The 20,654-nt window shown below is 68.3% G+C and carries 16 protein-coding genes; 11 read left to right on the forward strand and 5 right to left on the reverse strand.

Annotated features, from left to right (window positions below):
- Positions 1-410 precede the first annotated feature (410 nt).
- Entirely contained in the window at positions 411-740 is a 330-nt protein-coding gene (locus ACIGAQ_RS08460; protein WP_362285530.1) for a MerR family transcriptional regulator, read from the forward strand.
- A 713-nt stretch (positions 741-1,453) separates the two neighbouring features.
- Positions 1,454-2,638, forward strand: a complete 1,185-nt coding sequence (locus ACIGAQ_RS08465; RefSeq protein ID WP_399780252.1) for a Kelch repeat-containing protein — start codon at positions 1,454-1,456, stop codon at positions 2,636-2,638.
- A gap of 66 nt (positions 2,639-2,704) precedes the next feature.
- Here the strand turns inward: ACIGAQ_RS08465 and ACIGAQ_RS08470 are convergent, their stop codons facing one another.
- A complete protein-coding gene (locus ACIGAQ_RS08470; protein WP_399780255.1) occupies positions 2,705-2,845 on the reverse strand; it encodes a hypothetical protein in 141 nt (46 codons plus the stop codon).
- Between the two features lie 514 nt (positions 2,846-3,359).
- On the opposite strand from ACIGAQ_RS08470, the gene ACIGAQ_RS08475 reads away from it, so the two are divergent.
- The 6 genes from ACIGAQ_RS08475 (at position 3,360) to ACIGAQ_RS08500 (ending at position 8,920) form a co-directional block, all read left to right on the forward strand.
- On the forward strand, positions 3,360-4,886 hold the full coding sequence (locus ACIGAQ_RS08475; protein WP_399780258.1) for a CehA/McbA family metallohydrolase: 1,527 nt from the start codon (positions 3,360-3,362) through the stop codon (positions 4,884-4,886).
- Positions 4,887-5,325: 439 nt separating this feature from the next.
- Entirely contained in the window at positions 5,326-5,931 is a 606-nt protein-coding gene (gene folE, locus ACIGAQ_RS08480) for a GTP cyclohydrolase I FolE (RefSeq protein WP_399780261.1), read from the forward strand.
- A 99-nt stretch (positions 5,932-6,030) separates the two neighbouring features.
- Positions 6,031-6,522, forward strand: coding sequence for a 6-pyruvoyl trahydropterin synthase family protein (locus tag ACIGAQ_RS08485; RefSeq protein WP_399780264.1), 492 nt, complete (start codon positions 6,031-6,033; stop codon positions 6,520-6,522).
- Between the two features lie 253 nt (positions 6,523-6,775).
- The gene (locus ACIGAQ_RS08490; RefSeq protein WP_399780268.1) at positions 6,776-7,312 is read left to right on the forward strand and encodes a hypothetical protein; all 537 of its coding nucleotides are present in this window, start codon (positions 6,776-6,778) and stop codon (positions 7,310-7,312) included.
- 601 nt (positions 7,313-7,913) lie between these two features.
- Positions 7,914-8,288 carry an Hpt domain-containing protein gene (locus ACIGAQ_RS08495; RefSeq protein ID WP_399780270.1) on the forward strand — a complete coding sequence of 125 codons (375 nt, stop codon included), beginning with the start codon at positions 7,914-7,916 and terminating at the stop codon, positions 8,286-8,288.
- A gap of 407 nt (positions 8,289-8,695) precedes the next feature.
- Complete coding sequence (locus tag ACIGAQ_RS08500; protein WP_399780273.1) at positions 8,696-8,920, forward strand: hypothetical protein; 225 nt, start codon at positions 8,696-8,698, stop codon at positions 8,918-8,920.
- A gap of 559 nt (positions 8,921-9,479) precedes the next feature.
- Here the strand turns inward: ACIGAQ_RS08500 and ACIGAQ_RS08505 are convergent.
- On the reverse strand, positions 9,480-10,286 hold the full coding sequence (locus tag ACIGAQ_RS08505) for a hypothetical protein (protein ID WP_399780276.1): 807 nt from the start codon (positions 10,284-10,286) through the stop codon (positions 9,480-9,482).
- A gap of 276 nt (positions 10,287-10,562) precedes the next feature.
- Here ACIGAQ_RS08505 and ACIGAQ_RS08510 point away from each other — a divergent pair, with 276 nt between their 5' ends.
- The gene (locus ACIGAQ_RS08510; protein WP_399780279.1) at positions 10,563-11,786 is read left to right on the forward strand and encodes a cytochrome P450; all 1,224 of its coding nucleotides are present in this window, start codon (positions 10,563-10,565) and stop codon (positions 11,784-11,786) included.
- 1,292 nt (positions 11,787-13,078) lie between these two features.
- The gene (locus ACIGAQ_RS08515; protein WP_399780282.1) at positions 13,079-14,215 is read left to right on the forward strand and encodes a glutaminyl-peptide cyclotransferase; all 1,137 of its coding nucleotides are present in this window, start codon (positions 13,079-13,081) and stop codon (positions 14,213-14,215) included.
- A gap of 623 nt (positions 14,216-14,838) precedes the next feature.
- On the opposite strand, the gene ACIGAQ_RS08520 is transcribed toward ACIGAQ_RS08515, so the two are convergent.
- Entirely contained in the window at positions 14,839-15,531 is a 693-nt protein-coding gene (locus ACIGAQ_RS08520; protein ID WP_399780285.1) for a YcnI family protein, read from the reverse strand.
- Positions 15,532-16,792: 1,261 nt separating this feature from the next.
- Here ACIGAQ_RS08520 and ACIGAQ_RS08525 point away from each other — a divergent pair.
- Positions 16,793-17,554 carry a hypothetical protein gene (locus tag ACIGAQ_RS08525; RefSeq protein ID WP_399780288.1) on the forward strand — a complete coding sequence of 254 codons (762 nt, stop codon included), beginning with the start codon at positions 16,793-16,795 and terminating at the stop codon, positions 17,552-17,554.
- An 896-nt stretch (positions 17,555-18,450) separates the two neighbouring features.
- On the opposite strand, the gene ACIGAQ_RS08530 is transcribed toward ACIGAQ_RS08525, so the two are convergent.
- Positions 18,451-20,034 (reverse strand): glycerol-3-phosphate dehydrogenase/oxidase, encoded by a 1,584-nt coding sequence (locus ACIGAQ_RS08530; RefSeq protein ID WP_399780292.1) that lies wholly within the window; start codon positions 20,032-20,034, stop codon positions 18,451-18,453.
- Positions 20,031-20,648 carry a TetR/AcrR family transcriptional regulator gene (locus ACIGAQ_RS08535; protein WP_399780295.1) on the reverse strand — a complete coding sequence of 206 codons (618 nt, stop codon included), beginning with the start codon at positions 20,646-20,648 and terminating at the stop codon, positions 20,031-20,033. The genes ACIGAQ_RS08530 and ACIGAQ_RS08535 overlap by 4 nt, the downstream gene beginning before the upstream one ends.
- Positions 20,649-20,654 lie beyond the last annotated feature (6 nt).

Below are 20,654 nucleotides of genomic sequence, written 5' to 3' on the forward strand. Positions count from 1 at the left end.
TAGACATTGCTGTTCGGTAGGGCTATGGTTTCTCTTGTACCCAGGAGTCGATGAGGGCGCGGCAGAGACGAACTGCCGCGCACGCAGGTCAAGCAGGACGCGGCCCCCGGTAGCAGCCGGGGGCCGCGAGCAGTAGTCACGTGATGAGTGCAGTGAAGTAACCGAAAGTAAGGAGCCGAACGCCATCAGGATCGCCCGGGCGAGGACGAGTCCGCCCGGGTACCGCAGGCCCCGGATTGGAAGGTGGTCCCCGGTCACGCATCCGCGATCCCCGCAGCCCCGCCCTGTCAGGCGGAATCTGCGGACGACGAAGGCCGGCACGGTGTGCCGGTAGATGGTGTTGAAAGCTCGGGGCCCGGGTGCCGTATGGCACCCGGGCCCCCCGACGCGTCCCCAGGAAGAAGAGGTCTATGCCCTCTGCCAGAACCCGCCCCGTCGACAACCTCGACGACGACGACTACCCCGCCTACACGATGGGCCGGGCCGCCGAGATGCTCGGCACCACCCCCGCCTTCCTGCGCGCCCTGGGCGATCACCGCCTGATCACCCCCCTGCGCTCCGACGGCGGTCACCGCCGTTTCTCCCGCTACCAGCTGCGCGTCGCCGCCCGCGCCCGCGAACTCGTCGACCAGGGAACCCCCATCGAGGCTGCCTGCCGCATCGTCATCCTCGAGGACCAGCTGGAAGAAGCCCGACGCATCAACGAGCAACTACGCGCCCAGGGCCGCGACTCGCACTGACCGCGCCGCAACGGCGAGCTCCTTGGTCCCCGGCCATACTGCTGGAGCCCGAGAGGACGCCCGAGTGGGATGTCGGCGAGCCGGCCCGCGGCCCGGTCACGGCCGCCAGGATGGGCCTGGTGACCAGCAGCACGGCCTCCGGCACCACTACGGCCGGCCCCGCGCCACCCGTGACCGCACTGTTCCCGACACCTCCGGGCCGCGCCGTCCGAGCGTTCGGCGCGGCTACGGCGTGCGCAGCGTCGGCCTGCTCGGCCCGTGGTGGCGAGCATCACCGACCGGCGTCTCCTGGGCGGTCCAGCCGGATGCCGGACAGCTTGGGATGGCCCACGGCATCGACCCCCGCCCGGTCGTCACAGCTCCAGGGGCCTCGCCGACGGGGATGTCGCCGTCGGCTCTCCCAGAGGCGGTGTCGATGATCCTCACCCGCACCCCCTCGGCACCGACGGAGATCACCGCCCACGCCGCCCGGAGCAGCCGCCGCGGCGGCCTTCCTCCAACGGGTCGCCCGATCGGTTGTTCTGGTCGAGGGCAGATCGCGCCAGACTTGAAGGTACATAGGGAGCGCCCGTCTCGGCCGCACCCGGGCTGCACGCTCGTGGTTGCCCGAGCCGGCTCCGCCCTCGCCCCGGGCCGTCTGTGCCTCGATCCGACCACAGGCCGACCACACGCCGACCGTGGCTGCCGGGGCACCCTGACAAGGAGACTTACGCATGTTCGACAAGGAGACTTCCGCGATCCCGGAGCCCACCGTGTCTGCTGTCGTGCCCAGACCGCGCCGTGCCTGCAGAGGTCGCGTGCTGGTCGCGGCGCTGGCCACGGTCGGCGCCCTGGCGGGCGGCTTCGCCTTCACGGCCCCGGCCAGCGCCGCCACCGGGGCCCACGGTTCTGCCGCCGGCGCCGCCGCTCCGGCCGCCGCGACCGCCCAGATCCGAAGCCAAGGCACCTGGACTTCCACCGGCCAGATGCCGTTCAAGACAAAGGACGGTACGAGGGCGACACTGCCGGGCAACGGCGAGGTCCTCGTCACGGGCGGAGGCGCCCAGCCGCAGTTGTGCGCCCCCTCCACCGGACGGTGGACGGCCACCGGCGACGCCGGCACCCCGAAGTGGGGGACGGCGACCCTGCTGAAGGACGGCAAGGTCCTCGTCGCAAGCACGGACGGGGATGGGCATGCGCAGCTGTACGACCCCGCCACCCGCCAGTGGACCGACACCGGCAGGATGAGCACCCCCCTGTGGGGAGAGCCGACCGCAACGCTGCTGAAGGACGGCAAGGTGCTGGTCGCCGGCGGCGAGGACACGTCGTCGGCGCAGCTGTACGACCCGGGCACCCGCGAATGGAAATCCACCAGCAGCATGTCCGTCCAGCGTGAGGGGGCGACGGCCACGCTGTTGCCGGACGGCCAGGTGCTGGTCGCCGGCGGAAAGGACTATGACGGCTATACGAGGTCAGCGGAGCTGTACCACCCGAGCACCGGCACGTGGACGGCTACCGACGACATGAGTTCCCCGCACGGCTACGGGACGGCGACGCTGCTGAAGGACGGCAAGGTCCTCGTGGCGGGCGGCAACACGGGCCAGGGCGGACCCAATGCGGCCGCGGAACTGTACAACCCCACGACCAAGGAGTGGACCTCTACCGGCACCATGGCCCAGGCCCGCTACTGGTATAGCGCGACACTGCTGCCCGACGGCCGGGTTCTGGTCGCCGGCGGCAACGGGTCGCAATCATCCACCCCCTACACGTCGGAGCTGTATGACCCCGCCACCGGCACGTGGACCGACGCCGGCCGGATGCCCGCCAACCACCAGGGCGGAGCGTCGGTGCTGCTGAAGGACGGCAAGGTCCTGGTCGCCGGCGGCGCCACGACGTCGGCGGACGTGTACACCCCTTGACCTTGTCGGTCAGCCTTTGCCGCGGCAAGCCGCAGCTCGTTTCCCGCCGGCCCGGGAGGAGACCGCTCACAGTCGCAGCGGCAAGTCATCAGGGCGGCCGACGAGCTTCTGTGCCAGATCGCCGGCGAACTCGGCCTTGACGAGCAGGTCGTCATCCTCAACTGCATGGAGATGCGCGCGGCCGAGTCCCCGGGCCGCAGCAAGCATCTGGCATCCGATCTTCGAGGTGGCCGACCGCGGGTCTGGCAGAAACGATAGACCTCACCTTCCCGCCTCCCAGGCGGTCTCGTGTTTCGGGGAGTCCGGCCACCTCGGCATGTGAAATTCCCGGCCGGGTCCAACTGCCTTGCACAGCGCGGGCATTGACATCAATCTGGCGTCATGGTCGTATGCGCACGCCAAGGGGGTGTTTGGGTGTATTGCCATGACAGGCCCATGTCAGACGGCGTTCTCGGGAGGGTGAATGGACTCGATCGCCGCCCATGAACGCTCAGCATGGCGCTGGTTGCCGCACGCGCCGGCCGGGCAACCGGCCTGGTCTGCGGAGCGCTGATTTCGTGGCCGTCGCCACCATGGGTCGGCCATGGTCGGCCAAGGGCTGACCAGCGGATCCTCGCGTCCGCGCCACGCTGCTGTTGCCCAGCCGATGAGTCGCCACTGAGGAAAACGCGCAGGTGCCGTGTGCATGGCCGGCGCCCCCGTCCGCCACAGGGAGGGCACAGTGCTGCATCGTTCCGATGATGAACGCCACCTTCGTGACAACTCCTCGGCGACGAAGCGCCGCGACATTCTGCTGAGGGGCGCCGCACTCCTCGCGGGTGGGCTTGCGGCCACGGTCCCGGCGACGACGACTGCCGCCGCCCAGACATCCGACGGCGGCAGGAAGCCGGGTCAGCGGGTGACTCTGACGCACCGAGGACACTCTCCCTTCGGGTTCGACCAGTGGGCCTCGGTGGAGTTCAACGTGCCAGAGGGAGTCCGTCGTATCTCGGTGAGCGCGTCCTTCGAAGCATTTGTGGTTGTGCCGGGTGTCATGAGCAACGTGCTGGACCTCGGGCTCTTCGGGCCCATGGGCTTTCGAGGATGGTCCGGTGGAGCACGGCAGGACTTCACGGTGTCACCGTCGGACGCCACCCCTGGATACGTGCCCGGCGCGATCACCGCAGGTCTGTGGTCGGTGGCGCTGGGCCCGATCGTCTACCACCCCAAGGGCATGAAATGGGAGGTCCGCATCACCCTGGAGTACGGAGAGTCTGAAGACTCCTTCCAATCTCATCCGGCCCCGGAGGCAGCCCTTGGACGCGGGTATGCCTGGTACCGCGGGGACATGCATCTCCACACGGAGCACTCCGACGGCGGGCGCAGCCCCGGTCAACTCGTGGCCGCAGCACGTGACCGTCAACTGGACTTCATCGCCTCGACCGAGCACAACACCTCGTCCGCTTCGCTGTATTGGGGCAGACATGCCAGACCGGACCTGCTCATCCTCAATGGTGAGGAGGTCACCACCCGGCATGGCCACTGGCTGGCCGTCGGCCTTCCGCCGACGGAATGGGTGGAGTGGCGATACGGTCCCGGCGACAGGAACGCCTTCGCGCGACGCAGCGATCGGGTGCGCAGCCTCGGCGCACTGGTGGTGGTCGCGCACCCCATGACGCCGGGGCCCGGCTCGTTGTGGACGTTCGGATTCGACAAGGTGGATGCACTGGAAGTGTGGAACGGGCCGTGGACGCTGGACGATGCCGCTGCCGTCGCGGTCTGGGACGGGCTGCTGCGGGCGGGGCGAAGGATCACAGCCGTCGGCAACAGCGACGCCCACAGTCCACAGGACGTGGTCGGCTTGCCGCAGACGGTCGTTCGAGCGGCTTCTCTGTCCAGGGCTGAGATCCTGGGCGCGGTCCGGCGTGGCGCTGCTTACCTTGCCGAGTCGGCGAACGTCGTGGTGGACCTGAGTGCCGTGGCGCAGGGCAGACGCGCGGGGCTCGGGGAGGAACTGCCCGTGTCCGCGTTCGCGTCGGTGCGGGTGACGGCTCGTATCAGCGGTGCGCCGGGCACGACTGCCACCCTGCACACGGCGTGGGGCGTGATGGCATCGACCAAGATCGGCGGCGATGGTTCCGCAACGCTTGAGTGGACCGGCTGGGGCAAGGCCTCTCGGTTCGCTCGGGTCGAGGTACGCCGGTTGCAGCCGGGCTCCACCACCTTGGACCAGATGGTGGCCCTCACCAACCCGGTCTGGCTTGTGTGACTGCTGTTGCCGGCCGGCTCTCGGTTCGACGAGTCGCCGGCTTCAGCCACCAGAAGCAGGCTGGTCACCGTCTGCGCGACCTACCGTAAAGCGGACGGTGCCGGCGTGCCGTCCGGCACCGCCTCCCGTCGCCGTGAGCCGCGGGGCGGGACGGCGCCTCACGGCCCCCACCTGGTGCACGCTGATGGTGGGCGGCCGACACAGCCGGCCCGCGCCTCGTCGACCAGACACAGTCCACCGGGAACGGGCCCGACTGGGGGACGTCATCCGCACGGCAGCCGTTGCAACGTAGATGGCGACAGCGCATCGCGCAGAGCCGAGATCAGAACCGAGACTGAGTCCGGCAACGTTGCAGGGGACCCCGGCGAGCGACTTTCAAAGCCCGCAGACCGGGAGTGAAGCATTGCCGTCACTGCCTGAAATCACCAAGGAATGACACATGACCACCACTTCACCGTCGGCGATGAATTCGATGGCCGCTTGGGAAGACGCACGCATAGAAGGCGCAATTCGTGACCTCATCCTTCACATGGGGGATGATCCGGATCGGGAAGGTCTTGTCAAGACGCCGCAGCGCGTCCGGACGAGCAGGGCCGCACTCTCGGACGGGTATGGCGCATCTCCTCTTTCCGTGGTCGGCGACGCGCTTTTCAAGGAATCCTCCAGGGGAATGATCACCGTGCGCGACATCGAGTTCTATTCGATGTGCGAGCACCACATCCTGCCCTTCTACGGCAGGGTGCAGATCTCGTATCTGCCCGACGGTTTGGTGGTCGGGCTGTCCAAGCTTCCGCGCCTGGTCGACGTTTTCGCCCACCGGCTTCAGGTGCAGGAGCGCCTCACTGCCCAGATCGCCGAGGCGGTGGCGGACGTGACTCATGCCCGCGGTGTGGGCGTGATCGTCGAAGGGTTCCATCTGTGCATGATGATGCGGGGGGTCGCGAAGCAGCATTCGTCGACGCACACGTCGGAGTACCTCGGGGAGTTCGAATCCAGCCAGGACGTTCGCGACCAGATGTTCCGGGCGCTGACCCGGAACTCGTGAGGGACGTTGACGACACCCTCATCCAAGACCATGAGCATCGTGCGGGCCGGCCTCGCCGTCTGTCACGACGAGACTCAGACGTAGCCATAGGGATACACCATGACCACAGCCGTAGATGGATACAGTGTCGTCGCGGTCCGGCATAATTTCGAGACCGCCCATCGAAACCCGGCCCTAGGGGGTAAGTGCGGGAGCCTTCACGGACACTCCTGGTGGGCAGAGATATCCATCGCCGGACCTGCAACCTCCGCAGACACGGACACCCTTGTCGAATTCGGGAGCCTCAGGGATCAGTTGCGGTCCTGGATAGACATGCATCTGGACCACGGGACGATGCTTTCCTCGCTGGATCCGCTCGTGACACTTCTGGCCGAGCATTCCTGCAAGGTATTCCGCTTCGGTGCCCCGGACCCGAATCCTGCGGAGGGGTTCGCGTCTGATCTGCACAACCCGACCGTGGAGGCGGTGGCGCAACTGCTGGCCCGCGTTGCCGCGGACATCTTGAAACAGCTGGAGTGCGCGGACGGCGCGTACGTCTCGAAAGTCAGCATCAGGGAGACACATTTCACGGGGGCCGAGTGGATCAGCTGAGGTGTGCGGGTCCGGCAAGCGGCGAGGGCGGCACGGCGGGGCCACATAGTCGGGCTCATACAGGAGCCGGTCGTCGGGGGGGGGCGAGGGGCGACTGCGGACGCCCGATTCTTGGAGGTTCTCGATGCGTTCTTCCCGCACACGTAGCAGCGAAGTCCGACTGGCGGTTTCGCAATGGTAAATCAGCAAGACTCTCCCATTGGACGAGTTTTCGTAATTGTTTTTGTTGGATTTGAGAGTCTGGGATCAATCTATGAATACCACAAACACCCCGGAAGCCGCGGCCCGCAAGCCCGCCGAGGATGAAATGTCCGTCCCTCTCGAGGGCGACGACGAGATGACCGACCCTGTACAGGATGATGGCGAATCGGCTGGCGAACCGGTTGTAGGCCGACAAACCGGGATTGCGGCGGGCGCGGCAGCTGTGGTGTGCGTCGGCCTCGGACTGGCATCCATCACCGGTACTTGGGTCGGCACCGTACTGTCTGAGCGTCAACGACTGATCGGCCAGATGAACTCCTCGACCGTTGGTCCGGCTCAGCAGATCGAGCGGATCTTCGGTGCGGCTTGGCACACCATCGCTGCCGTCAACGGCGCCTTCGCTCTGATTGCCGTCCTGCTCGCTGCTGTTGTGCTGGCCGGGGCGAGAAGTGCCGGGCCATGGGTGCGCGTCGCAGCCTGGGGTGGCCTTGCGCTCGGTGTTCTCGGCTTGCTGATCGCGAGCGGCATGTGGTTCGACGTGTTCCTCAGCCTTCCCCGGGTGCCTGTTGTGCCGCAGCCCGGCGGCTGACCTCCAAAGCCTGCACGCCCCGGATACCAATCGGCAGGACGCGGAGGCATGGTCCATGAGCGAGCTTGACGGCGGCGAGTTGGATTACGGCGCTGAGGGGTGTGGTCGCGGCCAGGCAGCGGTGATGCATGAGCCGGCCGAGAGTGCGTCCGAGCACCCTGCCCCTCTGCATGCGACGCAGTGCCGCCACGCCGCCCCAGGGGTGGGCCATCAAGGCTTCGGGTCCGCTGCCAGGGGTCGGGCAGGGGTGCCGACGCGCCGGGACAGCGGCTTCCCGGACAAGGCGCTCAGCTCGACGGTGTCGAGGTCGCCGGACCTGCGGTCACCCGCCCCGACACCGGCCGCGAGACTGTCTGCCGGCCGCATCTCGCCCCGGCTGCTGCGCCAGGCGAGGTACTGGATTCGGTCCGTACCGCGGAACCCGGCCGGTCGTCGAAGAGCGTGCGCCCGCGGACGCGATGATGAACCGAACCGACAGGCCCTCCACCGCACCGGAGGTCTCGAGACCGCTCCGAGACCGACGGCCCAGGCCCGGAGCGCCCCACCATCCGCGCTGTTCGCCACGCCGTACGTACACCGACAGGCAGCACTGGAGGCCGACATGACCGCCGCGCTCGTCCTCAACCCCGCAACCGTGCAGGAACTGGTCGACTCACTCGATGCCGAGTTCGCGGTGCAGCTGATGGATGCGTTCCTGAAGGACTCACCCCACCTGCTCGAGGACATCCGGCAAGGCCTTCGACACGACGATGCGGAGCTCGTGCGCCGCGCCGCCCACACTCTGAAGTCGAACAGTCTTACGTTCGGCCTGGAGCAACTCGCTCCCCGGTGCCAGGACCTGGAACACCTCGCCGCGGGCGGCGGGCTTGGCGATGCCGAATCCCTGGCAAGAAGCGTCGAAGCCTGCTACGCACCGGCACGCCAGGCCGTGCAGGCCGCTCGAGCGGATCTTTCCCAGGGCCGGCCGTCACCGTGACGCCGTCGGCCAGGACGTCGGCCCTCCGGCTCGGGGACGGCCCGCACACCTGACTCGGCCGGATCAATCGGACCCGACATCGCCGTGACCGGGAACCAGCTGGGACCCGGGTCGGCTGGGCTGGGCGGTTTTCTCACGCCCCATTCCGGTGACAAGGACAACGACTGGGAACTGATCCGGTCGGACGAGCCCTCCCACCACGAGGCAACCGTGCAGTACCAGCTGACCGAGGGGAGCCTCACTGGGCCTGCGGTCGGCCAGGTCTCCGTCCACTTGACGACCGACGGTTACAGGGACTACACCGCCACCTGCGCCGTCACGGCACCCGACGGCGGGCTGCTTCCCGAGATCCCGTGCGAGGTGCACAACAACGCCGACATCTTCATCGGAGGGCCTCCCCTCGACCCTTGGAAGTCGCTGTCCACAACACCTCCGGATACATCGCAAAGGTGTCGGCCGTCGAGGACACCAACTGGTACAAGCACCCCCCGTTGAACGCCGAGCTCGGCAAATGGACGGACCAGGTGTGGCAGACAGCTGCGCCCGGGGGCGGCAACGGCCAGTACACGCTGCTGGACAAGAACGGGAATCCCGCCGGAACCGTCGCCATCCACATCAACGGGCTGGCGTAGCGCTCGACTTCGCGGTCCAGGCCGTTCCGGGCAAGTCCTTCCCGAACGCCTCGTGCTCCGTGAGGTCCCGTACTGACGACTCCACCGCTGCCATCCTCGACATCACCGGCGCCCCTGCATGAATGCCCCGGATCGGGCCCGTCCGATGGATCTCGGCGGACGCGAGTACCGGCCCGGATCACCGGCCTGACCGTCCCAACAGCACCGCTCGCCCCTCTCACCCTGGCCACACCCGCAGCAGCGCAGGGCCGACGACTACGACGCCTACGTCGTCCATGCCGGCGATGACACCGTCTCGTTCTCCAACCCGGTGCGAAACGACCGCGTGGCGGTCATCCCCCTTGGCAACATCCCACCGGTTGGCGACGGAACGCTCGGCGATCGCGCATACGTCACCAGTACCGGCAAGGAAACCGAGACTTGGCCGGTCCGCATATCCCGATCGGCGGCATCCTCTTGGTCTCCGGCACCGGCACCGGCATCCCGGCACCCCCGTCCGGGTCCGCGGGTTGCACCTCAGGACTTGAAGAGGACGGCAGGCCCCCTGCGGGGCCCGGGGTCACGGGCAGTTGGCGATGGTGCTGCGGGCGCGCTCGGGCGCGGCGTGCGCGGCCGTGCAGTCGTCGATCCCGAGCCCGCCGTCGACGACGCCCCAGCCCGGTCCGGCCGACAGCACGGAGTGGCCTGTGCCCCTGATGGTGTCCTGCCCGGGGCCGCCTTGGACGGTGCCGCCGGCCTCGGGGCCGACTGCTGTGGCCTCGAGGAGATCGTCCTCCGAGCCGCCGACCACCCGGCCGCCGAAATCGATGGTTCCGCTGGTGATGCGGTCATTGCCGTCGTTGCCGAAGACCTGGCCGCCGCCGCGCTCGTATGCTCCGGGCTCGCCGTGCACGCTGCCGACCGTGATCTTGTCGTCACCCATGTCTCCGTACACCGCGGCTCCGTGATCGGCCGTTCCTCTCACCGTCGCAACGATGAGGATGTCGTCGCCCGCGTTGCCGCGGACGCTCGCGGAACCGGAACGCGGAAGCAGGTGGCTGGTCTGAAGGGTGTCCTTGCCGTCACCGCCGAGGACCTGGGAGTCGATGATCAGGCCCTTCACCCGGATGTTGTCGTCGCCGCCGGCCCCCCAGACGGTCACATTGGCGATGTCGTTCTCACACTCGATCCTGTCATCGCGAGGCGTCCCTCGGACCATGTCGCCAGGAGGAGCGGAAACTCCGTTGACCGTGCACTGGTGGCTGGGCAGCACGCTGTTCGGTGCGGCTGCCACGGAGGGGGCGACGACGGTCAGCGAGGTGACCACCAGCGAGGTGGCGAGCAGGCCGCCCGCGGGCGCGCGGTGCTTGCGGAATGTGGTGAGCATCTGGGTCTCCTGTGCGAGCTCCTATGGACGAGCCCTACCTGCCCCGCTTCCCACCCCTGTGGCACCCGCCCGGCCAGGTGTCACCCGAGTGATCCGTTAAGTATGGTTTTCAACCAGCCGAGCGGGGGTGCGCACGCCACAGCTGGGTTCCCCCCTTCGGGCGCAGACCTTCGGGTTTCCTCCGTTCAGGCTGGTTCGCCCGCCAAATTGTCACGTTCCGCCCGCGCAGGGAACAGATGCTCCTGGCTGATCACCGACAGCGAGGAGACCATCGCCATGACGGACACCACCAGCGAGCCCGAGACACCCCCCGCACGGTTCTGGGCACTGGAAGACCTGCGCGGCCTGGAGTTCGACCCCCTCCTGACCGAACTGCTGCGCGACGAGCCGGTAGGGCGCATTCGGCTGCCGCACGGCGACGAAGACGCCTGGCTGGTCACCAGGTACGAAGACGTCAAGCTGGTCACGTCCGACCCGCGCTTCAGCCGCAGCGCCCTGGTCCGCCGCCGGCAGACAGCCACCCGGATGACGGCCCACACCGTCGCCTCCCACGCCGGGCTGAACTACACCGACCCGCCCGACCACACTCGCATGAAGAGAATCGTCGCCAAGGTGTTCACCTCGCAGAGCATGAAGCGGCTGCGGCCCGTGGCCCAGGCGACCGCCGACCGCCTGCTCGACGAGGTCGAAAAGCACGGTCCTCCCGCCGACCTCATGGAACTCTTCCACGGGCCTTTCCCTCTCGCCGTGGTCAGCGACCTGATCGGCATCCCCGAACACGACAGAGCACAGCTGGCAGCCTGGCCCGACCTGGTCCTGTCCGCCGGGCCGGGTCCACAACGCAGCCAGGCGGCCAAGGCCGAACTGACCGCTTACATCCTCCAACTGCTGCAGCAGCGCCGCAGCGAACCCCGCGAGGACCTGGCAACCGTGCTCGCCGAAGCGATGGACAGCGGCGAGATGAACCAGGAAGAAGCCGTCTCCGTCACCACCGCCATCCAGGTCAGTGGCGCCCACGCCGTACGCAACAACAGCGCCAACATGATGTACGCCCTGCTCACACACCCCCACCACCTCGCCCGACTCAGAAAAGAGCCCGAACTCATCCCCCGCGCGGTCGACGAACTACTGCGCTACATCCCCCACCGCAACGGAGTGGGCCTGCCACGTGTCGCCCAGGAGGACGTCACCCTCGGCGACGTCACCATCCGCGCCGGCGAAGTCGTGTATGCCTCGTACCTCAGCGCCAACCGTGACCCCCAGGTCTTCCCCCAGCCCGACACCCTCGACTTCGACCGACCCCCCACAGCTCACTTGGCGTTCGGGCACGGCGTGCACCACTGCATCGGCGCCTCACTCGCCCGTCTGGAACTGGAGATGACCGTCACCAGTCTCCTGGCCCGTTTCCCCGACCTCCAACTGGCCGTGCTGCCGGAGCAGATGCGCTGGCAGCGCAAAGGACTCATCCGCGGCCCCGAAACCCTGCCCGTCACCTGGTAGCCGACCACCCCGCAGCCCTGACGGGCGCACTCCCGGCCGCCCGGCCTGCACCACCGGGCGCCCGGTGTGCCCGTGACCGGTGCCGCCGCCGAGAACAAGGCGTCGGGGGCGTGTGGGACGGCGCCCTCGACGACCGGCACGCCGTCGGCGACCTTCAAACGGCACCGGTCCGCCTCCCTGGGCCCCCACAACGCCCGTCGATGTCGGCACCGCCTACCGGGCGCAGCCATCGATGCGCGTCGCCCGGCCGGGGTCCGCTTCCCCGCCTGTCCGGCATCGCACCGAATTTGCTGAAGGATGCACTCGACCACTCAGCTCGCGTGGCCACCGTGAACGTCATGGCCCGTGCGGAAATCAGCAACCGGATCCTGTCGGCACGGGCGAGGGCGGCGTCCCACCACATCCGTGACGGCGTACGCCGACGGCCCCCAGGGCGACCCCGCGCTTGCCGGGAGGGTGCTCACGATTTGGTTCACGATCGCCGCCGGACGAGGCCAGGCAGCAGCAACGGCTCGGTATGTCGGCGACGAGCAGGCTCGTGCGCGACGGCAGAGTGGAGCGAACCATCGACGTCATGCAGCAATGACGGGACGGCGGGTCCTGCCGACCCCCAGGTTTGCAGCGCCGATGTCGCCTGCGGCAACCGCTTCTGACCGAATCGCTTCCGTCGAGGAGTCGTACGCACGGCCCCGATGGAGGGCGGGCGCAGTGCTTGCGCAGGGGCCTCCTCCTCGCTCCTTCCAGCATAGTGGCCCGCGTCCCCCATGGCTCTCCTGCGAATCCGCCCCCGGACTTCCTGGACGCCCGCCACAGGCTCAACGGCAAGCCGGGCGGGAACTTCTCCGCGTTGAGACGCAGCACGGCTTCAGGGCGCAGCTCAGCCCTCTCTTTCTGGGGCGGGTGCGGCCGGGGGAGGTGCCGGTCGCTGCATGCCACGCGGCAGGGGCACCCGGCGCCGCTGCACTTGCGCTCTCGCTGCGGCGCGGCCTCTGCGAGGGGCCAGCCGCTGCCCACCTCGGCGGCTTTCTCCAGTGCCTCGGCGGAGCCGGCGTCAGCGACCCGCTTGAGCGCGACCAGATCGAGGTAGGCGGACAGCGCATGCGCAGACTCCTCCCGCTCGCTCCCCCGCGGGGTGGTCCGATCGGCCGTTCCGGCTGAGGCGGGGGAGCGGAGACTGGAAGTACGTCCGCGGGTGCGCCTGTTTCGGGCAGCACCCGGTCGTCAGGCTGGCGAGCCCCGAGGCCGGCCCCCTCGCCTCGGGCCCGGGAAAACCGCTGACATGGAGTTTTTGCTTGATCGACAAGGAGTTTCTCGTGATTCCGAAGCCCAGTGAGTCCCCTGTTGTGCCCGAAGCGGGTCGGGTCCCCCTACGAGGCCGTGAGCGCGGCGGATCCTGGTGGATGCTGGCGCGGACTTGGCTCGCCGGGATCGCAGTGCTGGTCGGGGTGGCCGTCCCCCTTGCCATGGCCACACCCGCCACCGCGCAAGCCCAGACCGGTACCTTCGCCTACGTCGCAAGTGGCGGTCTCGACGGCGAGGGCACGGTGTCGGTGGTCAACACCGCCACCGGCGCCGTCACCGCCAAGATCCCCGTCGGTATGGACCCTCAGAGCGTGGCGGTCAGCCCGGATGGCTCCCGCGTCTACGTGGCCAACATGGAGTCGGACAGTGTGTCGGTGATCGACCCCGCCACCAACACAGTCACCGACACCATCAGGCTGCCGAGCGACAAGCATCCCGCCCTGTCTCAAGGCGTGGCGGTCAGTCCGGATGGCTCCCACGTCTACGTGACCAACTCCGGCACGAACAGTGTGTCGGTGATCGACCCCGCCACCAACACCATCACCGACACCATCCAACTCAGCAAGGACGACAACAAGGACATGGGCCCTGATGGGGTGGCAGTGGGGCAGAACGTCTACGTCGTCAACCAGGACTCAGACAATGTGTCGGTGATCGACCCCGCCACCAACAAGGTCACCGCCACCGTCTCCGTCGGCGACAACCCTCACGGGGTGGCCGTCAGCCCTCAGAACGTCTACGTCACCAATACCGGCGATGGCAACGACAATGGTTCGGTTTCGGTGATCGACCCCGCCACCAACACCGTCACCGGCACCATCCAGGTCGGCGAGGGGCCTTGGGGCGTGGCGGCCGACCCGGTCGATGGCGCCAACGCCTACGTCGCCAACAGCGGTTCGCAGAGCGTAACCGCGATCAACCCAGGCTCCGGCAACACCACCACGACCGTACAAGTCGGCAATAGCCCTGTGAGTGTGGCGGTCAGCCCGGACGGCTCCGCCGTCTATGTCGGCAATTACACAGACGGCACCCTCTCAGTGATCGACCCCGCCACCAACGCCGTCACCGCCACCTTCCCCGTCGGCCCCACCCCCTCCGCTGTCGCGATCTGGGAAGTGTCCAACTGAACGGCTGCGCGCTGATCCGCTGGGCCTGCGCCCGGTGCTACTGTCACCGTTCGCTGCGTTTCATCGGTTCGTGGGTCGTTGAGCTGGGCTGATCAGTCCGCTGATCGAGTCGTCTGCGTGCTGAGTGCTTCGGCGCACCGGTCGGGCCCGCATCGGCGACAGAGTGGTTGACGGTCAAGTGCGGCTGTGGCTTGCTTGATCGGTGGATCGTGACTGGCTCGATGAGATTCAGCTGCCGGACGATGACGAAACCCTTTTCCCCAATCGGGTCAGGGAGGCGGTGGAGCGGGCGCGGGAGCTGAGGCCGTATGGCTGGCGAAGTGTCACCAGGGCTGGGGTCATGCCCATCATCATGGAGCGCAGGCAGGGTTGGCTGGGGCGGCGCCGTCGTATCCAGGTAGGGGTACGGTACGCATACCTCCACACTGCTGCAGCACACCGGGAATATGTGTCCATTGACGGGATCGGATGGACGATCCGGAGCGTGGAGGACCTCCGGTAGGTCGACGCCATCGGCCGACTCCGGTGGGTCCGCGATGCCACCAGGCTGGACAGCATCCAAGCCGTACAGCGAACCGAGAAGCTGCGGACCTTGAATCCTGCACCATGAAGGGCCGAAGGCTTCAGGAGCTGCGCCGACGGCCTGCGAGGACACCGAACGCCATACCCGCGGCACCGACGACGATGCCGACGATGCCCAGGACGCGCGCCGTGACGTCACTGCTGTCGATCGAGGAGGCTGCGGACTCGCGGTGCGCGCCCCCGCCGTGTTGGCCGTCGGTCGCCGCGGAGAGCTTCAGTACCGGAGCAGGGGATGCGGGCTCTTCGCCGCTCCTGGTCGGCTCCTCGAACCACGCCACTCTCTCCTTGTTGTCGTACGTCTGAACAGCCTTGAAAACCATCTGATCGGTGTCCTCGGGCAGTCGGCCGATCGACAGCGCGAATTGCTGGAACTGGCCGGGGCCGATCTTCGAGCCGTCCGCGGTCCAGGTGACCTTGGATGCAGCCTCGCCGACCTGGCTGCCATTCACCTGGAGCGGCTTGTCCAGTTTCGCCTTGGCGACCTCGACCTTCCATCCGGGCACCGGCTGCGGCATCACGGATGCCAGCGGGTGCTCGGTGGGCAGAAAGACCTCGAGCTTGACGGTCGAGGCGCTGTCCCGCTCGCTGGGAACCTCGAAGTTGATGGTCGCGTAGCCGCCCTTGGCAGCCTCGCCCTGCGGCTGCACGCTGACGTGGGCGAAGGCGGCGCCGGGGAAGAAGACAGCAGATGCGGCGGCGACCAGGGCAGCGGCAGCAGCGCGGTAGATGTTCATCGCAACTCCTTCATGGATGCCTCGGCTTCAGTGGGAGGAAGTGACGGTGACGAAGCCCCTGCGGGGCAGGGCGGAGACCGGCTCTCTCAACGGAAGACTCCGCTGGGGCAGTCGGCGGCGAGCAGACTCGCGGCGCGAGCCGTTGAGGATGTGGTGATCTCTTGATCTGCGGCGCGGCTGCGAGCGTTGGCCCACCCACCGTCTGCTGCAAGCAGGTCGCCGCAACGATGCCGTGTTGCCAGGCCATAGCGTAGAAATCGCGGCGAACATGGCCAACCCGCAGTTGTCCTGGTCGCAACGGCACAACACTTGATCCGGCTGTACATGGCTTTGCGGAGGGTGGGCCGGGAGTTCAGGCGGGGCGCGGCCCACGCGCTCCAAGCGCCACGTCGCCAGCATGGGCAGCCAGACGCAGCTGTACACCCCCGCCGCCGGCCAGCGGGCCGACACCGACACCCTGGGCGCCCCGTTGCGGGTGAGTCGTCTGCGACGCTGCTGAGTGACAGCGGGGTGGTCCTTGCCGGGGGTTTTGCGGTACAGCCTTGACCTCGGTTTCGGGCGAGGGCCATGCGGTCTGCCCCGCATGATCAACCAACCTGCATGGGAGTTGGGGTAGTTCGGGCCCGGCGTCCGTCCGTACGCGACACAGTGCCGTTGCGCCGCGCCGGCGAAGAGCTCGATGTGCCTCAGCTCCATCGGACACGAGGCGGCGTGGGTGGAGGGTCGCGTGTCGCAATCGGGGCTGTGTCCGATCTTGTCTCATGTTCGTCTGCCGAGCCCCGCAGGATTATCCGCAATCCCGTCCGTGTTCGAGTTCTCGGCGTGCTCCGGCACAGCTGTAAAAAGTCCTTACGCGGCAGACCTCTGGTCATGGCTGTCTTTCATGACATTCTCATGCGCATCTCAGGGCGAGCGCCTTCAGGAGAACGAGGGATGGCCACTCGCTCACCTCCACCGTTGAACGGGATGGAATGCAATGCCAAAAAATCGGATGTGGAGACGGGCTGGGCAGACAGTGACGCTGGTAACCGCCTCGTGCGCGATGGTGGTTAGCCTGGCGACGTCGTCATCAGCGCATCATGAGGGGTCGCTCTCGCGCGCGGAGATCATGGCCGACTGTGACTCGGGTCTGGGGAAGTGCACCTTCGGAGACACCACCTGGGAACCGGGGAGCAGCGGTCCGGGTGAGCAAGCCATCCAATCCAGGACGTATCTGGACAATCACCGCAGGGTCTCGGGCTATGCAGCGAACTGCACAAGCGTGCCTCAGCGTCGCTCGCTGACCTGGTCTCAGACAACGGGCACCAGCGACACCTGGGGTGTCGCGATCAAGGTGTCGGGCGGGATCCCCGAAATCTTCGAGGCCAGCATCGAGACGAAGTACGAACGTCAGTGGATGAGGTCGGTCTCGTATGCGGACACCTGGAACCAAGACGTACCACCCGGCTACACAGGCTGGGTCGAACGAGCTCAGGTGATGCACGAGTACTCCGGCTACTGGAGGACCCATTACGACTCGCCCAAGAAGGGCCACTACTACTGGGCCGTCCACGACACCATCCGGACCCCCGCCCAGGAAGGGGAAGAGGGCTGGCACAGCAACATCAGGTGGATGCAACGCCCGATGACCTATCAGGAACTCGTCGACTGCGGCTGGGACTTCCCGGCGGGGCACATCCCCGGCGGTACCACCCTCAAGGCGGGCTGGTCGAAGCAGGCAAACCTCACCCGCCTGGTCATGCAGAGCGACGGGAACCTGGTCATGTACCGCCTGCGTGACGGCAAGGCCATCTGGGCCACCGGTACCCACGGCCACCCGGGCGCGTACGCCAAGATGCAGACGGACGGCAACCTCGTCATCTACGACGCCTACAACAGGTTCCTGTGGAACAGCAACACCGTCAGCCCCGGCGCCTTCGCCGTGCTGCAGAACGACGGCAACTTCGTCATCTACAAGGTCACCGGAGGCGACGGCAGAGGCGGAGCTCTGTGGAGCACCCGCACGCATCTCCTGGCACAGTGACGCCCGACACCACTGACCCCGCCCGGCCCCGGGCGGGGTCACCCGACCGCACCATGCCCGCGGCCCATGCGTCTCTCGTCGTAGCCGCCGCCGTGTGAACGGTGGTGACCTGGGGCGCAGTCGTCGATGAAGCGGCTGCGCCCCTTGCGGGCAAGGGACGCAAGGCGAAGGCGGAGTGACGGCGCGCCACAACTGCCTCCGCCCGCAACCGGACGGAGTCGTCCGCCGTACGGGGGCGTACCCCATCTTGGCGAGGGCTCCGCAGCAGCCATGAGGTCCAGTGCCCGGACGGCTCTGGGCCTTGTGGCTGAGGCCGGGAGCTTGGTGAGCGCTCGGCTGGGCCCCGGTCGAGTGCCTTGCGTGGTCGTTCGTAGAGTTCGGCGGCCACGGACGACAGGTGCTCGCGGCCGTGGGCCGTGAGGGCGGGTGCTTCCGGTTCCACCCTCGTCGCCTCCGGGCCCCACATACTCCTCGGGGGCCCGCCCGTACGAGGGCCGACGCCGCCGATGCGGTGCACACGAGAGCGGAGGAGATTCGCCGCCGCCCGCTCGACGACGATCGCGGCCTGAGAGCCTGAGAGCCTGAGAGCCTGAGAGCCTGAGGGCCTGAGCGCACGGGGCAAGCACCGCCGACCCCGCCCCTCCCCGTACCGGTCGTCCTGCGCCCTGACGCCGACGACTCGCTCGCCGGTACCGGAAGGGGGGCTGGCCGCCTCCAGCCCGACATGCCTGGAGAAGGGAACCTCGCCTACCAGGAAGTCGGTACCGCGCCGAACCTCGTCGCCGCCCGGACCGGTTTGCCGAACCGGCGCTCGGCGACGACCCCGCGCGTGAAGCGGCCGTGTCACCCTGCCGGGCGGATCGGCGGCCGGGCAGGGCATGTCGCCGGCTCCGGCTTCAATGTCCTGTGCCGAGAGCCTCGCTGACCAGACGGCGCACTGTCTCCAGGGCTTCGGCCCGCTCGGCCGGGATCAGCCCGATGCGCGTACGCCGGTCGAGGAGGTCGGCCTCGTCCAAGGCGCCCTCGTGCCGCAGTGCCCACAGCAACTCCGCGGCGGTGACGGGATGGCCTGGGACGACGGGCTCGCCCAGCCGTGGCTCCTGCACGGCCAACGCGTGCACTGCCGGTGCCTCGGTGCCGTAGCGCTGCACGAGGCGACGGGGCGCGCGCAGAGTGGCGAGCGTTCGCGGGGGTGCGGCGCCCACCAGGGGGAGCCTGGCGGTGGGGGAGGAGCCGGCGGCCAGACCGCGTGCGTCGACCGCGGCGTTCACGGCGTCCTCGGCCATCCGACGGTAGGTCGTGAGCTTGCCACCGACGATGCTGATCACACCGTCCGCTGAGATCAACACGGCGTGTCGGCGGGAGATGTCGGCTGTGCGTGGGGCGGTGCCGGCGTGTGAGGTGGGGGTGGTGTCCAGCAAGGGGCGCAGGCCTGCGAAGGCGCCGACCACGTCACTGCGGCGGACGGGAACGTCCAGTACGGAGCCGAGAACGTCCAGCAGGAAACCGATGTCCGTCTCCGGGACCTCGGGCACGTCGGGGATGGGCCCGTCCAGGGGTTCGTCGGTGAGCCCGACGTAGATGCGGCCGTCGTCCTGGGGGAGGACGAGGACGAAGCGGTTGGTCTCGCCGGGGATGGGGATGTGCAGGCCGGCGGGGAGCGGGCCGATGTGCTCCGAGCTCAGGACGATGTGGGTGCCGCGGGAGGGCCGGATCCGGATGCCGTCGACGAGGTCGCCGGCCCACACGCCGGCTGCGTTGATGACCGCGCGGGCTCGGATCTCGCCCTCCTCGCCGGTGAGTTCGTCGCGTATGCGGGCACCGGACGCGGTGAGTTCCAGGGCCCGGACACGGGTCAGTACGCGGGCGCCCTGCGCGGCGGCGGTACGGGCCAGGGCGGCCACCAGGCGGGCGTCGTCGGCGAGTCGTCCGTCCCAGGACAGAAGGCCGCCACGCAGCCCTCCGGAGCGCAATGCCGGAGCAAGGTGCCGGGTCTCGACCGGGGAGAGCCGGCGCGGCGCGGGTAGCGTGGCACGGGCTGTGCGGGCCGAGAGCCGCAGGACGTCGCCGGCCTGGAAGCCGGCCCAGGCCAGGGCGGCCTGGCCGCGCGAGACGAGTCCGGTCAGAGGCAACACGAACGGCTGGGCGCGCACCAAGTGGGGCGCAGTCCGCTCCATCAGGACACCGCGCTCGACAGCGCTTTCGTGGGCGACGTCGAACTGTGCCGAGGCCAGGTAGCGCAGCCCGCCGTGGATGAGCTTGGAGCTCCAGCGTGAGGTCCCGAACGCCAGGTCGTGGGCGTCGACGGCGACGACGTCAAGACCCCGGGCGGCGGCGTCCAGGGCCGCGCCCGCACCGGTCGCGCCGAGCCCGACGACCAGCACGTCCACTACGCGGCCGTCGGCGGCCTCGGACAGCTCACGGGTACGTCGGGCGGCGGAGAGGGATGGCCCCCGGGCCGCAACGGTGGTCTGGCTCATGGGGCGAGGGTCCTCTCCAGGATGGTGCGCAGCTCGGCGAGAAGTGCGTCGGCGGTGAGCGATTCGTCGTCCTCCTCGGTCATGGTGCGCAGGGACAGGGCGAAGGACTGGAGGATCAACAGCACTGTCCGGGCCTGTAGTTCGGCGGGTGCCTCGCGTACCGAGCCGTCCGCGTGCCCCTCCCGCAGTGCTCCTGTGAGCAACTCCAGCAAGGCTTCCTGACTCGCGCCACGCCGGTCCAGCACGTAGGGCAGGAGGAGTTCGGGGTCCACGTCGACGATCTTCTGGAAGAGCGGGTGGGCACGGAAGGCTTTCACACCCGCCAGGAGACCGTCGACCAAGGGCGGGCGCGTGCCCAGCTCCGGCCGGTTCTCGGGCATGGCTCCGGTCGCGACCGCGATCCATTCCCGCGTCATCAGATCGCCGACCAAGGAGCGGACATCGGGCCAGCGCCGGTAGAGCGTCATCCGTGAGATGTTCGCGCGGCGTGCGACGTCGGTCATGGTCGTCCTGCGTACTCCGACGGCGAGGACGCAGTCGCGGACGGCGTCGAGGACCACGTCGCTGCCGGAGGATCTCTGCTGGGCCGAGCGGTTGTGACGGTTAGGCGTCATGTGTAA

The organism is Streptomyces sp. NPDC085932 (assembly GCF_044540525.1).
In the GTDB taxonomy this organism is placed as follows: Bacteria; Actinomycetota; Actinomycetes; order Streptomycetales; family Streptomycetaceae; genus Streptomyces; species Streptomyces levis.